Annotated in this window: 15 protein-coding genes and 1 tRNA gene; 9 read left to right on the top strand and 7 right to left on the bottom strand. The window is 52.1% G+C overall.

The features are described 5' to 3' along the window. Positions 1–46 precede the first annotated feature (46 nt). The gene (locus LWL52_RS15400) at positions 47–982 is read left to right on the top strand and encodes a YbbR-like domain-containing protein (protein WP_242921445.1); all 936 of its coding nucleotides are present in this window, start codon (positions 47–49) and stop codon (positions 980–982) included. Positions 983–989: 7 nt separating this feature from the next. After that, entirely contained in the window at positions 990–1,589 is a 600-nt protein-coding gene (coaE, locus tag LWL52_RS15395) for a dephospho-CoA kinase (RefSeq protein WP_242921443.1), read from the top strand. A gap of 442 nt (positions 1,590–2,031) precedes the next feature. On the opposite strand, the gene LWL52_RS15390 is transcribed toward coaE, so the two are convergent. Next, positions 2,032–2,106, bottom strand: a tRNA-Val gene (locus LWL52_RS15390). A 211-nt stretch (positions 2,107–2,317) separates the two neighbouring features. Here LWL52_RS15390 and LWL52_RS15385 point away from each other — a divergent pair. Further along, positions 2,318–4,816 carry an AsmA-like C-terminal region-containing protein gene (locus LWL52_RS15385; protein WP_242921441.1) on the top strand — a complete coding sequence of 833 codons (2,499 nt, stop codon included), beginning with the start codon at positions 2,318–2,320 and terminating at the stop codon, positions 4,814–4,816. A 509-nt stretch (positions 4,817–5,325) separates the two neighbouring features. On the opposite strand, the gene LWL52_RS15380 is transcribed toward LWL52_RS15385, so the two are convergent. From LWL52_RS15380 to LWL52_RS15370, 3 genes are read right to left on the bottom strand one after another with little or no spacing between them, the layout of a single operon-like run. Beyond that, positions 5,326–6,495 carry a mechanosensitive ion channel family protein gene (locus LWL52_RS15380; protein ID WP_242921439.1) on the bottom strand — a complete coding sequence of 390 codons (1,170 nt, stop codon included), beginning with the start codon at positions 6,493–6,495 and terminating at the stop codon, positions 5,326–5,328. A 12-nt stretch (positions 6,496–6,507) separates the two neighbouring features. After that, positions 6,508–7,734 carry a Glu/Leu/Phe/Val dehydrogenase dimerization domain-containing protein gene (locus LWL52_RS15375; protein WP_242921437.1) on the bottom strand — a complete coding sequence of 409 codons (1,227 nt, stop codon included), beginning with the start codon at positions 7,732–7,734 and terminating at the stop codon, positions 6,508–6,510. A 59-nt stretch (positions 7,735–7,793) separates the two neighbouring features. Beyond that, positions 7,794–8,864 carry an anhydro-N-acetylmuramic acid kinase gene (locus LWL52_RS15370; RefSeq protein WP_242921435.1) on the bottom strand — a complete coding sequence of 357 codons (1,071 nt, stop codon included), beginning with the start codon at positions 8,862–8,864 and terminating at the stop codon, positions 7,794–7,796. Between the two features lie 119 nt (positions 8,865–8,983). Between LWL52_RS15370 and LWL52_RS15365 the strand changes: the two genes are divergently transcribed. Continuing rightward, complete coding sequence (locus LWL52_RS15365) at positions 8,984–9,292, top strand: ArsR/SmtB family transcription factor (RefSeq protein WP_076421268.1); 309 nt, start codon at positions 8,984–8,986, stop codon at positions 9,290–9,292. 268 nt (positions 9,293–9,560) lie between these two features. Here the strand turns inward: LWL52_RS15365 and hemA are convergent, their stop codons facing one another. Next, entirely contained in the window at positions 9,561–10,835 is a 1,275-nt protein-coding gene (hemA, locus tag LWL52_RS15360) for a glutamyl-tRNA reductase (protein WP_242921433.1), read from the bottom strand. Positions 10,836–10,947: 112 nt separating this feature from the next. On the opposite strand from hemA, the gene LWL52_RS15355 reads away from it, so the two are divergent. Further along, positions 10,948–12,123 carry an ATP-binding protein gene (locus LWL52_RS15355; RefSeq protein ID WP_242921431.1) on the top strand — a complete coding sequence of 392 codons (1,176 nt, stop codon included), beginning with the start codon at positions 10,948–10,950 and terminating at the stop codon, positions 12,121–12,123. Positions 12,124–12,255: 132 nt separating this feature from the next. Beyond that, a complete protein-coding gene (locus LWL52_RS15350; RefSeq protein ID WP_242921429.1) occupies positions 12,256–13,194 on the top strand; it encodes a GNAT family N-acetyltransferase in 939 nt (312 codons plus the stop codon). A 20-nt stretch (positions 13,195–13,214) separates the two neighbouring features. On the opposite strand, the gene LWL52_RS15345 is transcribed toward LWL52_RS15350, so the two are convergent. Both LWL52_RS15345 and dusB read right to left on the bottom strand, forming a co-directional pair. Continuing rightward, positions 13,215–14,051 (bottom strand): DMT family transporter, encoded by an 837-nt coding sequence (locus LWL52_RS15345; RefSeq protein WP_437179360.1) that lies wholly within the window; start codon positions 14,049–14,051, stop codon positions 13,215–13,217. A 431-nt stretch (positions 14,052–14,482) separates the two neighbouring features. Continuing rightward, complete coding sequence (gene dusB, locus LWL52_RS15340) at positions 14,483–15,466, bottom strand: tRNA dihydrouridine synthase DusB (RefSeq protein WP_242921427.1); 984 nt, start codon at positions 15,464–15,466, stop codon at positions 14,483–14,485. A gap of 53 nt (positions 15,467–15,519) precedes the next feature. On the opposite strand from dusB, the gene LWL52_RS15335 reads away from it, so the two are divergent. The 3 genes from LWL52_RS15335 to LWL52_RS15325 all read left to right on the top strand — a co-directional run bounded on the left by LWL52_RS15335 (position 15,520) and on the right by LWL52_RS15325 (position 18,744). Next, positions 15,520–16,494 carry a CPBP family intramembrane glutamic endopeptidase gene (locus tag LWL52_RS15335; protein ID WP_242921425.1) on the top strand — a complete coding sequence of 325 codons (975 nt, stop codon included), beginning with the start codon at positions 15,520–15,522 and terminating at the stop codon, positions 16,492–16,494. Positions 16,495–16,544: 50 nt separating this feature from the next. After that, positions 16,545–17,375: a phosphatidate cytidylyltransferase gene (locus LWL52_RS15330; protein WP_242921423.1), complete on the top strand. Its 831-nt coding sequence runs from the start codon at positions 16,545–16,547 to the stop codon at positions 17,373–17,375. A 94-nt stretch (positions 17,376–17,469) separates the two neighbouring features. After that, positions 17,470–18,744 carry a Glu/Leu/Phe/Val family dehydrogenase gene (locus LWL52_RS15325; protein WP_242921421.1) on the top strand — a complete coding sequence of 425 codons (1,275 nt, stop codon included), beginning with the start codon at positions 17,470–17,472 and terminating at the stop codon, positions 18,742–18,744. Positions 18,745–18,792: the final 48 nt, after the last annotated feature.

Genomic DNA, 18,792 nt, shown 5'->3' with positions numbered 1-18,792 from the left:
AGACACCTTGCGGTTTGAGAGAGCACGAAATATAGTTTTATGGTTTGTGAGGCCATTCCGGCCACAAACAAAGCAGTACTGGCGCGTCGTACTGCTTTGCTTTGTGGCGGCCTCTACCTTTTGGCTGCTCAACGCGCTCAATAAAAGCTATTCCACCCAAACCACTTACCCCGTCCGGTTTATCTATAACAGCCGGCAACTGGTACCCTTAAAGCCGCTGCCCGAGGAGGTAAGTATAAACGTTACTGGCAAAGGCTGGAAACTGCTGCGCAAAGCGTTGCGGTTTGAGGTAAAGCCTGCCGATATCTACATTCCCAGCCTGCCCCGCACCAACTACCTGCTGGGCTCCGCCCTGCGCCCCTCGCTGGTAAATGCCCTGGATGGCCTGCAGCTCAATTTCGTAGTCACCGATACGCTGCGCTTTGACTTTGATGAGAAGATAAAACGCACGGTGGCCCTTCAGCTGGATCCCAAACAGAAAATGGTGGCCGAACGGCGCGCTGTGGTAGGACCGATTACTATTAAGCCGGATTCTGTCACGTTTGTAGGGCCTTCTTCTTTAGTAGACAGCCTGCCGGCTCCCTTCCTGTTGCGCTTGCCTACGCAGAACCTGGCAGAGTCGTCGCAGGTAACGGTGCCGGTCAGCTTTGGCGACAATCCGCTGATAACGGCCAGTGTGGAGGAAGCTACCGTTAGCCTGACCGTAAAGAAACTGCTGCAGGAAGAGCGCCAGCTGCTGCCGGAGGTAATTAATGTGCCTGCCGGTGAAAAAATGGTGCTTCAGCCGCCGTTCCTGCTGGTGCGCTACCAACTGCTCGAAGATTCTGCTGCGCTCCTGGACCGCGATGCCTTTAAAGCGGTGCTGGACTACAACCTCGTAAACAAGCAGGATTCTACGCTCGCGCCCGAACTGGTACAGAAGCCGCAGGGCGTGCGGTACATAAAGCTGCTCCCCGAAAAAATAAAAGCCATCGTTCAATAGGCCTGCCATGCTAAAGATAGGAATTACCGGAGGGATAGGCGTGGGCAAAACCGTGGTTTGCCGCATGTTTGCGCTGCTCGGCGTGCCGGTATACGATGCTGATACGCGTGCCAAATGGGTGATGCAGCATGACCAAGCCCTGCGGCAGGAGCTGAAAGCTGCTTACGGCCCACAAACCTTTACCGCTACCGGCGAACTGGACCGGGCGTATTTGGCCAAGCTTGCCTTTAACAACCCGGCGCGGCTGGCACAGCTAAACGCATTGGTGCACCCACATGTAGGCAACGATTTTGCAAAATGGGTTTCGTCGCATGCCGGCCAGCCCTACGTGCTGAAAGAAGCCGCGCTCATGTATGAGTCGGACTCCTGGAAGCAGATGGATCAGATCATAGCCGTGTATGCCCCGTTGGAGGTACGCATCAAACGCCTGCTGCAACGCGATGCACACCGCACAGAGGCCGATATCAAAGCCATTATGGCCCGGCAGCTGGAAGAAGAAGAAAAGATTGCCCGTTCCCGGCACGTTATCTACAACGATGATACGCGCCTCATCATCCCCCAGGTGCTCAAGCTGCACGCGCAGTTCCTTTCCGAAAGCGCCCGATAGGGCCTTCAATAAGTATACCTTACAAAGTATAAGCTACAAGTATAACGCGCCCCAAGCAGTTTGCTGTTATCCCACTCGCCGGCCAGGCTAGCTGCTGGCTCATGCTAGCGTGCCCACTTCACCGGGCGTACACATGAAGTGAGTGGAAAGATAATGCGCCACGCCAATTCAAAATCAATCTTCCTTTCAGATCAACAGGTATGCAGCAAAAGGTAGCTGTTTACAAGGCTATGCCTAAAGCAGGAATGGGATGCATTAACATGCCGGTAGGGGAGATAGATAGCGGGAGAACACGCCGCGCGCAAGTATAAAGTATACTAACCCTCAGGCAGGTGCGTTTGCAAAGTATAAAACCGCTGATGGGAGAAGCCTGGAGCAGGGATGGAAGCGAAACAGAAAAGCAGGGACATAAAAAAAGGACAACTTTGCAGTTGTCCTTTTGTGGGGCGTACTGGATTCGAACCAGTGACCCCCTGCTTGTAAGGCAGGTGCTCTGAACCAGCTGAGCTAACACCCCGTTTTTTTGTTTTAGTGACCTTTTGTCCCCGTTTGATGATGCAAATATGGGGCATATTTTTTTAACTGCAAAACATTTCAAAAAAAATTCTTAAAAAAAATTTCTGCTCTCTTTGCCGCTTGTGTACGTGTTATTACGGCTGTACCTTTAGGTTTTGTAAGATGCTTAAAATCTGAACTTTCGATTGGTGAGGACACGTGTTGTTAAAAAAATGCTATTTTATGCTATTGCCATTCCGGCAGTTGTCATGGGCATTGCGTTGGCGTTGGTTTATACTTACCAGGATAAAATTATCGGTCTTTTTGTAACGGAGGCCAACAAGCACATCAAAACGAAAGTGGAGGTAGGGCAGCTCTCGCTCTCTTTGTTCGAGAAATTTCCGAATGTGGCCGTAACGCTGGCCCAGGTGAACGTGCACGAGGGAGTGCCGGGCAGCAAGGCTTCGCTGGCACAGGCGGGCAAGTTATACTTTACCTTTAGCCTGCTGGACCTGCTGCGGGGCAAGTATACCGTGAAGCAGCTGTTTATGGAGCAGGGCGCCATCTTTGTAAAGGTATTGCCTGACGGCAGCGTGAACTACCACATCCTGGCCGAGGACACCACCTCTAACGAACCGTCAGATTTTGCCTTTGCTCTGGAAGAAGTTCACCTGCAGCAGGTGGCCCTGCACTACACCGATCAGCAGTTGAACCAGACCTTCGAAGTAGATGCGCATACCTTGCAGGCGGGGCTGGGCATCACGCCCGAAAGTATAGCCCTGGAAGCAAAAGGTAATACCACCATCCACACAATAAAAATAGGTACCAACGAGTACTTCAAGGGTAAGAAAGTGACCCTTGCGTCTTCATTGACCATAAACCGGCCAGCCAGAACGGTGCAACTGCGCCCCTCGGTGGTGCAGGTAGAGGGCGCTGCTTACGAAGTGTCGGGCACGGTGGGCTACAGCGGCCCGACGATACTGGACCTCAAGCTTGCCGGCAAGAATACGAACGTGCAATCGCTGCTCTCGCTGCTGCCCCAAAGTATGACCAAAGAGCTGCACCAGTACCGGAGCGAAGGCGCGATCTATTTTAACGGGACGGTAAAAGGCGAGTTATCGGCTAAAAAGATGCCACAGGTGGCGTTTAACTTTGGGGCGCGCAATGCCTCATTTTATCATCCCGATGCCAAGCAACATATTGATAAGATAAACCTGACGGGCAGCTTTACCAACGGCCGCAGCCACAGTGCCGCCACCTCGGTAGTGGAGCTCAAGAACCTGAGCGGCGTGCTGAACGGGCGCAAATTTTCCGGCAACTTCAGGTATAGCAACTTCAACAACCCTACTATTGCTTTTGATGTGCAGGGCATGCTGGATGTAGGCTATGTGCTGGGGTTGGCCAAACTGCAGGAAGTGCGCAGCGGCAGCGGGCTGGCCGACGTACGGATTGCTTTTTCGGGTAACCTGAAAGAATTTAAGGCGCAGCCCGGCAACAGCACCCTGAACACCACCGGCGACATTACGCTGCATAACGTGTCGCTGGCGCTGGAGGAGCTGCCCCTGCCGATCGCTAACCTGAACGGTAACCTGATGTTTAAGCGCAACGACGTGGCCGTATCGGATTTTAAAGGCAAGCTGGGCCAGTCTGATTTTGTGATCAACGGCATGTTCCGCAACATGATGGCCTGGCTGCTGCTGGACCGGCAGCGCCTGCTGGTGGAGGCCGATTTTAAAAGCAATTACCTCAACTTCGACCAACTGCTGAGCGAGGAGCTCAACACGCCCGAAGGCGCGCGTAAAGGTAGTGGCAGTGGCTCAGATTACCGCTTCACGGTGTCGCCCAATATCGCCTTCGACCTGAGCGCTGACATCAACCGCATGCGCTTCCGGCGCTTTCTGGGCAAAAACATCCAGGGCGAGGTGAAGCTGCGCAACCAGGTGGTCACTTCGCCCAATATTTCGTTAAGTGCTGCCGGCGGCAACTTTGCCGTGCGCGGCTCGCTGGATGCCCGCACCCGCAACCACATCAAGGTAAGCACCTCCTCCAGGCTCCAGAACATGAGCGTGGACAGCTTATTTTATGTGTTCGAGAATTTCCACCAGAACTTTATCGAAGACCGCCACCTGCGCGGGCAGCTCACGGCCGACATTGTATCGGAAGTATACTTAGACAGCCAGCTGAACCCGAAGACCGACCTGCTGCAGGCCGAAATAGTAGCCACCGTCCGAAACGGGCAGCTGCTGAACTTTGCGCCCATGCAGAAAATGTCGACGTTTGTGAAGCGCAACGAGCTGGCCAACATGCGTTTTGCCGAGCTGCACAATAGTTTCTGGATACAGGAGCGTACGCTTTACATCCCGGAGATGGACATCCGCACCAGCCTGGCAGCCGTGCCATCGGTCTCTATTTCGGGCACCCATACTTTTGACCAGGACATGAACTACAAGATCAAGCTGCCCTTGTTCAGCAAACAGCGCCCCGATAAGGATGCCGTATATGGCTTGGTGGCCGAAGATACTGATGCCGGCAACAGCTTTCTGTTCCTGACGCTCAAGGGCAAGGAAAACAACTTTAAGATAGCTTACGACAAGGAACGGGTGCGCCAGAAAATAAAGACGGACCTGAAGCAGGAAGGGCAGGAGCTGAGAGAGCTGCTCCGCGGAAAAAAGCCCAAGCCAAAGGAAAAAGAAGTGGAGCTGGAAGAAGGCCAGTATTTTGACTTTGATTAACCCCCAAGTATAAAACAGCGCGCGCAGGCACTCCGTATCTGGTCATGTTCTGCCATACTTTTTAGCCGGAGGCCGCGCCTGGCAGGCAGCATACTTGTCTTAGCAACGCCCTTCTCATACTTTGGGCAGCATCGCTACTAGTGGCGGCACGCCGGCCATACATAAGCGCGGTGTTATAAACGGCCCTCATTCACCTTAACGCTGCCATCAAAAGAGTGCTATCAACTGTTGGCTTCTTATTTTAGTCTGTTCACTAACAAATATAACCTTGCATCGGAAAAATTATACATTGCTAATAACCATTATATGCTGGGGGCGTTAAACAAATCAAAACTACAAAAAGCCCGCAGAAGGAAATGAGCGGAGAGGAGGCTTGGCGTAAAACTGATTTCTTGCTGCGGTGATATTACCGCGCAGGCGTTTACCAAAAGCTGCTTAAAGTGATTGAGTAATTCTAAAAAAAATAAGGGTGAAAAAAAGCCGGAGCTTCTCCGGCTTTTTTATTTTCCTTATTGCAGATCGGTGGCCGGAAAGCCGGCGGCCATGGGTTGCTCGGCCTCTGCCGGTTCAGGCGCTGGCTTCCGCTCCAGGTATACTGTCTGGCTCGGGAAGGCAAATTGAGCCCCGTTCCGCTCCACAATCTCCACGATCTTATAGTTGATCTCCTCCTTCACGTTGATGTACTCGTTCCAGTCCATGGTATCTACAAAGTATAACACCATCACGTCCTTGGAAGAAGGCGACAAAGCTGAAAAACGGATCCGGCCGTCCTGGTTCGTGCTCGGGTGCTGATCGATATACTCCTGCAACTCCCGCACGATGGCGCGCATTTGCGCCGAGGTGGTATTGTAGGTAAGGTTGATCATAAAATTTGCCCGGCGGAACGTGCGCAGCGACAGGTTGTCCAGCGCCTTGTCGATCATGAACTTGTTGGGCAACGTTACAAAGCTTTTCTCCAGCGTGCGGATGCGTGTGCTCCGGAAACCGATCTTCTCTACCGTGCCCGTAATATCAGCTACCTGCACCAGGTCGCCTACCACAAAGGGCTGATCCAGGAAAATGGTAAAGGACGCCAGCAGGTTCTCTATACTTTCTTTGGCCGCAAAGGCAATGGCCAGACCGCCCACGCCCAGTCCGGCAATAAGGCCCGCCACGTTTACGCCAAATACCGTTCCCAGCATTACCAGAAACGAAAGGATGGCAATAAACACCTTGGTGAAGTCCTTAAAAAAAGGCACCAGCTGATCGTCCAGCTTAGAGGAAGTGCGCTCGGCACGGTGGCTGAGCATGTGCGCGATAAAATCAACAAAGCGCAGCACCGCCCATGTAACGGCTACGATCACAAACACCTGGTAGGTGCGCAGCATGAACGTTTTCAGGAAAGGCTCATTTTTACGGATGGCCTGCGTCGGGTCCAGCGGGTAATCGAGCGACTTAAAAGCGAAGTATAAGAATACCAGAAAGAGCAACATCTCCAGAGGCTGCAACAGCAATCGCCGGAACACAGGCAGGTTGTCTTCCTGCGAGAAGCGCTTCACTACCCGGAACATAAGCCCGGACAGCAGCTTGGAGAGCATGGTCTTAAAAAGAAAGCCAAACAGCAGGATGCCTGCAAACCACAGGTAGTTGGTTACCGTGTTGCCCAGAAACTCATAGTTCAGAAAATCTCTCCAGAGCATAAGCAATGCAGGTTAAAGCAGCTGGCTAAGCGCTATTTCAAAAGATGTTTTAGCGATCTCGGTTTTCAGCGTGTTCTGCCTGTAGGTTTTCTCCAGGGCACGTTTAATGGTGTCTGAGATGTCGGAGAAGATCGCCTCGTCGGTAATTTCCACTTCGTTTTCCATCAGGTACGCAAATACGCGCGCCATGCCGCAGTTAGCAATAAAGTCAGGTATGACCGATACATTGTGGTCGGCAAACTCGCCGGTGGGGCCAAAGAAGATCTCGGGATCCTGGAAAGGCACGTTGGCGCCGCTCGAGATCACTTCCAGGCCACTGCCGATCATTTGTTCGAGCTGCGGGCGGGTAACCAGGCGGGAGGCGGCCGCCGGTATAAAGATCTCGGCCCCGAGAGACCAGATGCGGCTGTTTACTTCCTCAAAAGGTAGCAGCCCCTGCGGATTTAGCGCATTGCCCTGGCGGTTGAGAAACAGGTTCGTAATTTCATCGAAGGTGAAGCCCTTTTCGTTTATCAAACCGCCCTGCCGGTCGATGATGCCGGTGATCACAGCGCCTTTGGCTGCCAGGTAATAAGCGGCAGCAGCGCCAACGTTTCCCCAGCCTTGTATGATGGCGCGCTTGCCCTCGAACGTGCCGCCCCAGATGTTGTAGTAGTGGCGCACGGCTTCGGCCACGCCAAAGCCCGTGATCAGGTCGGCGATGGTATACTTGCGGGCAGTGGAAGGGGTGAAGTGCGGGTCTTCGATGACTTTGATGACACCCTGGCGCAGCTGGCCGATCTTGTTTATTTTCTGCGGTTCGGTAGCGTTAAAGTGCCCGTTCACGATGCCCTCCTGTGGATGCCACAAGCCATAGTCTTCGGTAATGGCAATCACTTCGTGTATCTCATCCACGTTCAGGTCGCCGCCGGTGCCATAGTAGTTTTTAAGCAGCGGAATTACGGCTTTGTACCAGCGTTCCAGCACGCCCCGCTTGCGCGGGTCTGCGGGGTCGAAGTTGATGCCTGATTTGGCGCCGCCAATGGTAGGGCCGGATACGGTGAATTTCACCTCCATGGTTTTAGCCAGCGATTCCACCTCGCGTTTGTCCAGGCCTTTGCGCATGCGGGTGCCGCCGCCGGCCGCACCGCCGCGCAGCGAGTTGATCACCACCCATCCTTCGGCTTCCGTTTCAGCGTCTTTCCATTCAAAAACGATTTCAGGGCGTTTATTCTCAAATTTTTGGAGTAAGTCTTTCATACTGTAAATGCTGTTCTGTAACTGGGTGCAAAGGTACGAAAATACACCGCCAAGTATACTTAAGGCAGGTAAATAGCGCCTCCGCAATTGTCGTGGGCTGCCCCGGTTACTGAGCGCAGGCAGTTGTGCTCGCCACGCCAGCGCAGCACCCCCAGAAACGCAAAAATAAGCGCCTCTTTAAAGCTTACCACTTCGGGCTCCGGCACCTCCACACGGTAGGCGCTGCCCAGGTACTGCCCGATCAGCTCTGTTAAGTATAAGTTAAAAGCGCCGCCACCTGTCAGCAACACGCGCTGCTGCCCCTGATGCAATACGGGCAGCGCCTGCTTTACCTGTTGGGCAATATGGTGGCAAACGGTGTGCAGCTTGTCTGCCACCGTGCCCGGGTGCGCTGCCAGTTGCTGCAGGCTGTTGGCCAGCACCCATTCTTTGCCCAGCGATTTTGGCGGTGCCTGCTGAAAGTATAGCGGCGCATTTAACGCGTGCAGCAGGTCGGGCAGCAGCGCGCCGGACCGGGCCGTCTGGCCATCTTCGTCATAAGGCATGCCCAGGCTGTTGGCCAGGGTGTTTAATAACATATTGCAGGCGCTTATATCAAAAGCCAGGCGTTGGCCGTTCTGAGCGTAGGACACGTTGGCAATGCCGCCCAGGTTGATGCAGAAATCGTAGGCGCTAAACAGCAGCTCGTCGCCGATGGGTACGAGCGGGGCACCCTGGCCACCCAAGGCAATGTCCAGTGTGCGGAAGTCGCAGACAACCGGCAGTTGAGCATTGGCTGCCAGGTAGGCGCCGTTTCCGAGCTGAAAAGAGACGTGCTGTTCGGGCTGGTGAAAAATAGTATGGCCATGAGAGGCAACAAAATCAGGGCGAATCGCGTGTTGTTGCAAAAACGCCTGCACCTGTTGGCCTAAGTATGCGCCATAGGTATGGTCAAGGGCAATGAGTTCCCGGGCGCTGGCGGTTTCGGCTCCGCGCAGGGAATCAATCCAGGCATCGGAATATATTAGTGTAGTAGTATGTAGTATATTATATATCCAATTTTCGTTTTTATACGTAAATCTACATAGTGCTATGTCTACTCCGTCCAGAGAGGTGCCAGACATAAGGCCGATAACGTGATAGGTCTCCATGCAGCGAAGATAATTATTTGTGTTGAACTATGTTCAGCCAAATAACGTGAGCTCCGTATATACCTTATTATGAATGGGATTGTTAATGTATGTAAAAACTGTTAGGTATAATTTTTATTATGAAAAGTTTATTATCGAGGATTGAATCGAAGAAAATAGATAAGGCAGCGGCTATGCTCAAAGTACTGGCCCACCCGAAACGACTCGCTATTGTGGATTTGCTGGGCAAGGAGGACAAAATGACTGTAACTGAGATATATAAGTATCTTGACTTGCCTCAAGCCATCGCTTCGCAGCACCTGATCACCCTCAAAGACAAAGGCGTACTGTCTTCTTTTAAGGTTGGTACCAAGATTTATTACTCGCTCGCTATCCCGAAGCTGATCGACGTGATCGACTGCCTGGAGGAATGCTGTATCGACATTTAAGCCTTCTATCATGTCAGGTGACAGGAGCAAACTACTGCTATTGAACAGCCTGAGATTTCCGTTTCTGTGCTACTAAGTGCTTTCGGGAATCTCGGGCTTTTTATTTTCACTAAAAAAATATGGCCGTTCACATGCTTTTTAGACTTGTGCTGAAACGGCTGTAAGCGGCCGGTGTAAGTGCGTAAAAGCGCTATAAAGGCAAAATAAAAAGCTGACCTATTAAAACAGATCAGCTTTCAGAACAAATCATTTATAGAATAAAGGAATTTTACTCTGCGGCATTTACCGACTGGCTTTCCAGATCAAACAGGTCGTTGAGCAGATCGATCAGCGTCTCGGCTTCGCCGCGTTTGCAGGCTGCTTTTAATTGCAGCACCGGGAGCTTGATCACTTTCTGCATCATCGATTTGGTAATGCTGTCGATGAGCTTTGCTTCTTTGGGACCAAGCTTCTTAACATAGCGCGCCATCTCTTCCTGGCGGATAGCCTCCAGCGCGTTTTTCAGTTTATGGATCGTTGGCGATACCATCATTTCCTTCGACCAGTCGTTGAACTGCTCGATGGATTCGGTGATGATCTCCTTTACTTTCGGAATAGAGTTGATGCGGCGCTGCAGCGCTTCGGAAGCTTTGTTCTGAATGGTATCGATGTTATACACCAGCACGCCGGGTATACTTTCTACCTCTGCCTCCACACTGCGCGGCACCGATAAGTCGATAAAGAATTTAAACGAGAGCACGTTAAGGCGCCGGATCATCTCCTGGGTGAAGAAAGGCGTTTCGCGAGCTACCGACGAGATGATCACGTCGGCCTCTTTCAATCCCTGCACGATATTCTCGAACGGCAGCACTTCCAGGCCACATTCCTCGGCCAGGGCCAGCGCTTTTGCCTGTGTGCGGTTGGTGATCTTTACATTTTGATACCCGCTGTCCTTCAGGGTGCGGCATACGTCGGCACCGATCTCGCCCAAGCCAACTACCAGTACCGTGGGTTCAGGCACATCAGCCGTCAGTTCTTCTATCAGTTCTACTGCCGCATACGAAGTGGAGGCTGCGCCATCGCGGAAAGACGTTTCCTGCACCACGCGTTTGTTGGTGAAGAAAATCGTGTGCATCAGGCGGTGCAGAAACGGACCGGCGGTTTCGTTGTCGGCGGCCCACTGGTAAGCCTGCTTTATCTGGTTGGCAATCTGCATGTCGCCCACCACCTGCGACTCCAACCCCATCGATACATCAAACAGGTGCTGTACGGCATCGTCGTGCTCGTTCAGGATGGTGAAGTAATCCAGGTATTGGGAAATGTTTGCAATGCCCTTGTTAATACCAAGCAGCTTTACAATGTCGGCGCTAAAGTCGGTGTCGGCGTTGTAGTATACTTCGGTGCGGTTGCAGGTAGAAAGAACCAGAATATCGGAGGCCTGAATAAAGCCTTTGAGCGTCTGTAGAAAAAGCCTGCAGGAATTTTCATCTAAGGCAATCAGTTCCCTGATATCCAGTGGCGCTTTCTTATACGACAGGCTGATTGCTTTAAAGTTCTGAAGCATGATAACGTTCGTTATTCAAAGTGCAAATTTACTTCTGAATTTTATTAAATGAAACTTACTTGACCGGAATGTTTAATTTATACTAATTTCAAATAAATTTCGTGTACACTGCATGATTCCGATCTATTCTCAAAAGAACAGAATAAAGCTCCTTGTTGTCATCATCGCCCTCATTATTGGCGCCGCCACTATCACCTATACGAACATTTTGGTCAGTAAGCTGTCTGAGCGTGAGCAGGAACTTGTGCAGCTCTACGCCAAGGGTCTGCGCTACATGATCAATGCGCCCAGCGACGATAACATTGTCTTTATCGAAGAAGAGATCCTGTCGTCGAACCACACCGTACCTGTTATTCTGACGGACGAGCATGAGAATATCCTCGATTCCAAGAACATCAATTTGCCCGAAAACATCTCAAAAGAGCGCATAAATGAGCTGCTGCAACACGAGATAGCCAAGATGAAAGCGCAGCACGCGCCCATTGAGGTGCCTTGGGCAGAAGGCTCGGTAAATTATGTGTTTTATAAAGATTCGGCGCTGCTCTCGCAGCTTCGGTTTTACCCTTATGTGCAGCTCATCGTGATTGCTTGCTTTTCGCTGATGGCTTATTTTGCTTTTAGCTACTCGCGCCGGGCCGAGCAGAACCGGGTTTGGGTGGGCCTGGCCAAAGAAACAGCGCACCAGCTGGGCACGCCGCTTTCCTCGCTCATGGCCTGGTTCGAGTACATGAAATCGAGCCCCAAGTTTGAGAACGAGCCCATCATCGGGGAGTTCGGCAAAGACATCCGCCGCCTGGAGATCATCACCGAGCGTTTTTCCAACATTGGGTCGGTGCCGGCCCTGCGCGACGAGAACATTTTGCAGGTAACGGAAAATGCCATCAATTATCTGCAGAACCGCATCTCGAGCAAAGTGATTTTTAAAGTGCAATCGGCCTTCTCACCTGATATTACGGCCAAGGTAAACGTGCCCTTGTTTGACTGGGTAATCGAGAACATCTGCAAAAATGCCGTGGATGCCATGGAAGGGCGCGGAAGTATAACGCTGCAATTGCAGCTGCTGGGCAAGAGCAATATTGCGCTGGATATTACCGACACAGGCAAAGGCATCCCGAAAAGTAAAATGGATACGGTCTTTCTGCCGGGCTATACTACCAAAAAGCGGGGCTGGGGCCTGGGCCTGGCGCTGGCTAAACGCATTATCGACAACTACCACAACGGCAAGCTGTATGTGAAATGGTCGGAGCCCGGCAAAGGCACCACCTTCCGGATCGTGCTCAATAGATAGGTGGATGAGTTCTGAGTTATAAGTTCCGAGTTCTGAGTCTTGGGTGGAGTGACCAGGCTGATATGTTTTTTGTCCTTTGTCAAATAATCTTTTGTCAAAAATCCCGTGGTCTAAACGTTCCTTTTCTGAAGTATGATCGAAGTTATCCGGTATAGCGCGAAGTATAAAACCGATTGGGATGCCTTTGTGCGCAATTCCAGGAACGGCACTTTTCTGTTCTACCGCGATTACATGGATTATCATGCCCATCGGTTTACAGACCACTCGCTACTATTTTACCAGGGGGGCAAACTGGTAGCGCTGCTGCCGGCAAATGAAACGGGTACGGAGATCACCTCGCATGGCGGCCTGACTTACGGCGGCATGCTCAGCGACTGGCGCATGAAAACAGAAGGAATGCTGGCCATGTTCGTTGCGCTGCGCTTATACTTTAAAGCGCGTGGCTTTCAGGTGCTCAGGTATAAGGCTATTCCGCACATCTACCACCAGGCGCCGGCAGAAGAAGACCTGTATGCCCTGTTTAGAAATGGCGCGCAGCTTTACAGGCGGGATGTAAGCGCCGTGATTGAGCTGGCCAACAGCCTGGGAAGCAGCAGCCTGCGCAAGCGGAAGCTAAAGCAGGCGCCCTTGCTGCATCTGGCGCATGCGCAGGAAGCGCAAAGTTACCGGCAGTTTATGCAACTCATGCAGGAGCTGCTTGCCACCAAGTATAACGTGGCGCCGGTGCACTCTCCGGAAGAAATGATCCGGTTGGCCCGGCAGTTTCCGGCTAACATCAAACTCTATACGGCCACCGTAGGAGCGGAAATGCTGGCCGGCATCCTGCTCTACGAGACCGCTACCGTGGCGCATTGCCAGTACATTGGTACTACCGCCCGCGGGCGGGAGGTGGCCGCGTTGGATGTGCTGGTAAACTGGCTGCTGACAGAAGTATACGCGCAGCATCGGTACTTCGACTTTGGCATTTCTACCGAACAGCAGGGCCAATACCTCAACAGCGGCCTCATTCGAAACAAGGAAAGCTACGGCGCCCGCGCAGTGGTGTACGATTTTTATGAAATGCTTTTCTGAGCCCGTTCTCAGGGCAGTAGCTACTTTGCCTTATTCACCACAAAAACACCTGCCAGGATAACCACCATGCCGATGTAATGCCAGAGCTGGATGGTTTCGCCGTCGAGCACGCCCCACATCAGCGCCACGATTGGGATGAGGTAAGTAGCCGAGCTGGCGAAAATGGTAGTGGAAATATGGATGAGCTTGTTGAACAGGATCAGGGCGATGGCAGTGCTGAAGGTAGCAAGTATGGCAATGTATAACAGCGCTTCCCAGGCGCCGGGCACATGCTGCAGTTTGTAGAGGAAGTTAGTGGAGAAAAGATAAACAAGCGCAATGGGGCCTACCGTGAGCATGGCCAGGCTGGAAATCAGGATTGGTTTCATGCCCTGCAGGCGATGCTTGATGATGTTGACGCTGGCGCCGTAGCAGATGGTGGCCAGCACAATATACAGGCCATAGTACTTGTTGTCGAGGTCGCCGCTGCCATTGCCCGAAAAGATAAGCAGCACCGTGCCGGCAATGCCGATCAGAATGCCCACCATGCGCATCCAGGTAATGGCCTGCCTGAAAAACAGCGCGCCTACCAGCAGCGTAAAGAGCGCCGTCAGGGAGTTTAGCACGCCGGCCAGTCCGCTGGCTAGGCGTGTTTCGGCATAGGCAAACAAAAAAGCCGGGATAAAATTGCCCAGCATGCCGCTACCCAGCAGGTACTTCCAATTGCCCGGCTCCACCGTTTTTAATCCGCGGATAGCAAAAGGCAGCAGGGCCGCGCAGGCGATCACCATCCGCAGGGCACCCAGCTCGTCGGACGAGTACACCACCAGGCCTTTCTTCATCAAAATAAAAGAGGTTCCCCAGATCAGCGTGAGCACAATGATCAGGAGCCAAGGAAGTATGGCCGCGTGGGGCTTTTCCGGTGCAGAAGTAAGAGCGGTTTTGATAAAGAGGAAAAGTTAAGAAGTTAGAAAGTGGGGAAAGTTAGAAAGTTAAAAAGTTAGAGGGTTAGAAAGTTGTAATTGGGGAAGGATTAAAGCCTGTTAAGACGAACTCGCAGATCCTGCGAGCGTCTGTTTGGTTGTGCTACGAACCAACTACCGCTGTTCTCTCCGTTGGTGCACGCTTGCAACTCGTTTTACAGATGGAATGGTACGAGCTGCAAGCTCGCACCAGCAGAAGTAGTTATCCTGTAAATCCTGATTCAGGCAACCGCGGCCGTTCCGGTCAGATGCTCGCAGGAGCTGCGCACGCTGCGAGGTCTTTCGCAATAACACTTTCTAACTTTCTAACTCACTAACTTCTCAACTTATACATAGCTCATGGTCTGGGCGATCTCGTCCAGCGTGTCGTAGATCTCATTGATGTCTTCTGACTGCACCAGGCGCATGCGCAGTGGCTTGAAGTGCGACAGACCACGGAAGTAATTGGTATAGTGGCGGCGCATTTCAAAAATGCCCAGCTTGTCGCCTTTCCACTCCAGCGAGTGCGTAAAATGCTGGCGGCATACTTCCACGCGCTCCTCCAGGGTTGGCGGTGCCAGCTCCTGGCCGGTTTTCATATAATGCTTGATCTCGTTAAAGATCCACGGATGGCCTATACTTGCCCTGCCGATCATGATGCCATCCACGCCATACTTGTTTTTATATTCCAGCGCCTTCTGCGGCGAGTCAATGTCGCCGTTGCCAAAGATCGGTATCTTCATGCGCGGGTTGTTTTTCACATCCGCAATCAGGGTCCAGTCGGCCTCGCCTTTATACATCTGCACGCGGGTGCGGCCATGTATGCTGAGCGCTTGTATGCCAATATCCTGCAGGCGTTCGGCGGTTTCCACAATATACTTGGTGTCTTCGTCCCAGCCCAGGCGAGTTTTTACCGTTACCGGCAGGTGGGTGGCTTTCACGATCTCCTCGGTCATTTTTACCATCTTCGGGATGTCGCGCAGCAGAGCCGCACCGGCGCCTTTGCAGGCCACGTTCTTTACCGGGCAGCCATAATTGATGTCGATCAGGTCCGGGCCTGCCTGCGAGGAAACGATAGCCGCCTCGCGCATGGAGTCAATATCAGAGCCGAAAATCTGAATACCGATGGGACGCTCGTAATCAAAGATGTCCAATTTTTGTATGCTTTTCGCTGCATCACGTATCAAACCCTCAGAGGATATAAACTCCGTATACATCAGGTCAGCGCCATTGGCTTTGCACACTTTCCGGAATGGCGGATCACTTACATCCTCCATTGGAGCCAGCAGCAACGGAAACTCACCCAGTTCTATGTTCGCTATCTTTACCAAAGCAAAATCTATTTTTTCGCGTAAATTTACGTCAATTAAACCTATATCACGCTATGAAAGGTTTCATCTCGAAGGACGCACACCCAATGCTGGTGCTATTATTACTGATTGCATTTATGATAGGAGGCATTTTTGTCGCCTACTTTCTTTATAGTGTGCTCGGAGAGCCTTTGTATGGTGTAAGTATTTTTCAGCTGGCTGATACGCTGGCAAACCCTACGGCTAACCCCAATGCCGCAGCAGCGCTGATGTTTTACCAGGGTATCACCTCTTTTTTTATGTTTATCGTGGCACCGCTTTTTCTGTTGCTGGCCATGGGCTACCATTTGGGGCCCTACCTGAGCTGGAAAGAGCGCCCCGCGTTTTTGCTGGTGCTGCTCAGCGGCCTGCTCATTATACTCATCATGCCCTTCAACTCGCTGGTGATCAACTGGAACGCTGGTATCCACTTTCCCGAGTTTTTAAAAGGCTTTGAGGAGTGGGCACGCACCGAAGAGCGCCAGGCTGAGCAAATGACCAAACTGCTGGCCGACTTCAGCACATTGCCACTCCTGCTGGTGGGCCTTGTGGTGATTGCCGTGATACCGGCCATTGGCGAGGAGCTGATCTTCAGGGGTGTATTGCAGCGCCAGCTGCACCGCTGGACGGGCAACATGCATGTGGCCGTTTGGGTGGCTGCACTGGTGTTTGCCGCCATACATGTGCAATTCTTCGGGTTTGTTCCCCGTGCTATACTTGGTGCCCTGTTCGGATATTTATACTTTTGGTCGGGCCGCCTTATTGTGCCCATGATCGCTCACTTTGTGAACAACGGCTTTACCGTGTTTCTGCTCTACCTGCAGCAAACCAAGCAAATGACCGGCTTTGATGTGGAGAGTACCGAGGCCATGCCCTGGTATACGGTCCTGCTCTCGGTGGTGCTGAGCGCAGCCGTGTTATACTACCTTTACCAGCGCTTTATGGACCTGCCGGTGCGCCCCGAGGGCATGGCCGAAGTAGAAGTAGCCCGCGAAGAAGAGAATATATAAACCTTAAAACACCTGGCCATTAGCATTGCCCTGCCGACACGCACCCTTTCATGAACAAAAAAATAGCCACCCTTAGCAACTTTCAGCAACGAACGATTATTGGCGTACTGGGCGCCGCCGTTTTCATAGGCGGCATTCTGCTTAACGAGTGGACCTACTTTGTGCTGTTTCTGGGCCTCACGCTGCTGGGCATCGCCGAGTTTTACAGGTTGGTAGCCGTGCAGGGCGTTAAGCCCAACCGCGGCCTGGGCTTAAGCCTGGGAGCGTTGCTTTTTGTGTCAGTATTCCTCATCGAAAAGGAAGCCATGCCTCCGGAGCTGCTCTTTCTTTCGCTACCGGTGCTTTTCCTGGCTTTTATTCTGGAGCTCTACCGCAAGCAGGAGGAGCCGTTTACCAACATTGCCTATACTATATTGGGCGTGGCGTACGTAGCCGGTCCGTTTTCGCTGCTGCACCTGCTGGGCTACCTGCAACGCGATTATTACCGCTGGCAACCCATCCTGGGCTTGTTGCTGCTGATCTGGGCAGCTGATACAGGCGCTTATATTTGTGGCAAAAGCTTTGGCAAGCACAAGCTGTTTGCACGCATTTCGCCGGGCAAAACCTGGGAAGGATGGGCCGGCGGCACGCTGCTCTCAGTGGTTGTGAGTTATGTGCTATCGCTGTTCTTTACCGAGCTAGAGCTCTACCAATGGATTGGCATTGCCCTGATCGTGGGTATTTTCGGTGTTTTAGGCGATCTGACCGAGTCGCTGCTCAAGCGCAGCCTGGGCGTAAAGGACTCGGGCACACTGCTTCCGGGCCATGGCGGTATCCTCGACCGCTTCGACAGCCTGCTGATGGCTATCCCGTTCATCGTGGCTTTCCTTAAAATATTCTAAAAATTTGCGGGCGCACGGTAGGAGGTTGTAAGTATAATTCTCAACTTTGCCGCGTAAATGGTTACTCACTCACTTCTAAATATTATAATAAACAATGTTATATAAAGAGCCTGCGCCGATAAAAGATAGGGAAAATCCTTTCGAATCGATGATGTCGCGTTTCAACATTGCTGCTGAAGTGCTGGGGTTAGATGAAGAGACATACAACGTCCTTAAATCCCCTACACGTCAGGTTATCGTAAATATTCCGGTTACCATGGATGATGGTAAAGTACGCGTGTTCGAAGGATACCGTGTGATTCACTCCACCATTCTGGGACCGTCTAAAGGCGGTATCCGCTACGCGCCGGATGTGTTTCTGGACGAAGTAAAGGCACTTGCTGCCTGGATGACCTGGAAGTGTGCCGTGGTGGATATTCCTTATGGCGGAGCGAAGGGGGGCATTATCTGCGACCCGTACTCGATGTCTGCCGGCGAAATAGAGCGTCTGACAAGAGCGTATACCCAATCATTGATTGATATTTTTGGTCCGGATCAGGATATTCCGGCGCCTGACATGGGCACCGGCCCCCGCGAGATGGCCTGGCTGATGGACGAATACTCCAAGACAAAAGGCTCTACCGTGCACGCGGTGGTAACGGGCAAGCCGCTGGTATTGGGTGGCTCGCTGGGCCGCGTAGAAGCAACCGGCCGTGGCGTGATGGTGTCGGCGATGGCTGCTATGGAAAAGCTGGGCATGGATCCTGCAAAATCTACGGCTGCCGTGCAGGGGTTTGGAAATGTGGGCTCGTGGGCTGCTAAACTGATGGCTGACCGTGGCGTGAAGATACTGGGCGTAAGTGATGTGAGCGGCGCCTACTGGAATGAAAAGGGCATCAACATTGATGACGCTATCGAGTACAAGAACGGCAACAATGGCCGCCTGGAAGGCTTTAAAGGTGCCGAGCAAATGGACCCGGATGAGCTACTGACTTCTAAAGTAGATGTGCTGGTGCCAGCTGCAGTGGAAGATGTGATCACCATCCATAACGTAGAGAAGATACAGGCCAAGCTGATTGTGGAAGGCGCTAACGGGCCAACGTCTTACAAAGCCGATAAGATCATCAACGAAAAAGGCATTATGGTGGTGCCTGATATCCTGGCCAACTCCGGTGGGGTAACGGTGTCTTACTTTGAGTGGGTGCAGAACCGTATGGGCTTTAAATGGACGATAGACCGCGTAAATGAGCGTGCCGAGCGTATCATGAAAGAGTCTTTTGAGCGGGTGTATGCTGCCTCGCAGAAGTATAATGTACCTATGCGTATTGCCGCCTATATTGTCGCTATTGATAAAGTTGCCATGACCTACAAATACCGTGGCGGCTTCTAAGCGATAATTTTTGCTGGAATAAACGAAAGTTTATATAATTTTGAAGCA

It is taken from the genome of Pontibacter liquoris (assembly GCF_022758235.1).
In the GTDB taxonomy this organism is placed as follows: Bacteria; Bacteroidota; Bacteroidia; order Cytophagales; family Hymenobacteraceae; genus Pontibacter; species Pontibacter liquoris.
The sequence above is the reverse complement of the archived record's forward strand: the minus strand, read 5'-3'. Positions and strand labels throughout refer to the sequence as shown.

Bases quoted from the DNA above. Each gene is read 5' to 3' on its own strand.
- coaE (WP_242921443.1), top strand. From the start codon at position 990: ATGCTAAAGATAGGAATTACCGGAGGGATAGGCGTGGGCAAAACCGTG.
- LWL52_RS15385 (WP_242921441.1), top strand. From the start codon at position 2,318: ATGCTATTTTATGCTATTGCCATTCCGGCAGTTGTCATGGGCATTGCG.
- LWL52_RS15380 (WP_242921439.1), bottom strand. From the start codon at position 6,495: ATGCTCTGGAGAGATTTTCTGAACTATGAGTTTCTGGGCAACACGGTA.
- LWL52_RS15375 (WP_242921437.1), bottom strand. From the start codon at position 7,734: ATGAAAGACTTACTCCAAAAATTTGAGAATAAACGCCCTGAAATCGTT.
- LWL52_RS15370 (WP_242921435.1), bottom strand. From the start codon at position 8,864: ATGGAGACCTATCACGTTATCGGCCTTATGTCTGGCACCTCTCTGGAC.
- LWL52_RS15365 (WP_076421268.1), top strand. From the start codon at position 8,984: ATGAAAAGTTTATTATCGAGGATTGAATCGAAGAAAATAGATAAGGCA.
- hemA (WP_242921433.1), bottom strand. From the start codon at position 10,835: ATGCTTCAGAACTTTAAAGCAATCAGCCTGTCGTATAAGAAAGCGCCA.
- LWL52_RS15355 (WP_242921431.1), top strand. From the start codon at position 10,948: ATGATTCCGATCTATTCTCAAAAGAACAGAATAAAGCTCCTTGTTGTC.
- LWL52_RS15350 (WP_242921429.1), top strand. From the start codon at position 12,256: ATGATCGAAGTTATCCGGTATAGCGCGAAGTATAAAACCGATTGGGAT.
- LWL52_RS15335 (WP_242921425.1), top strand. From the start codon at position 15,520: ATGAAAGGTTTCATCTCGAAGGACGCACACCCAATGCTGGTGCTATTA.
- LWL52_RS15330 (WP_242921423.1), top strand. From the start codon at position 16,545: ATGAACAAAAAAATAGCCACCCTTAGCAACTTTCAGCAACGAACGATT.
- LWL52_RS15325 (WP_242921421.1), top strand. From the start codon at position 17,470: ATGTTATATAAAGAGCCTGCGCCGATAAAAGATAGGGAAAATCCTTTC.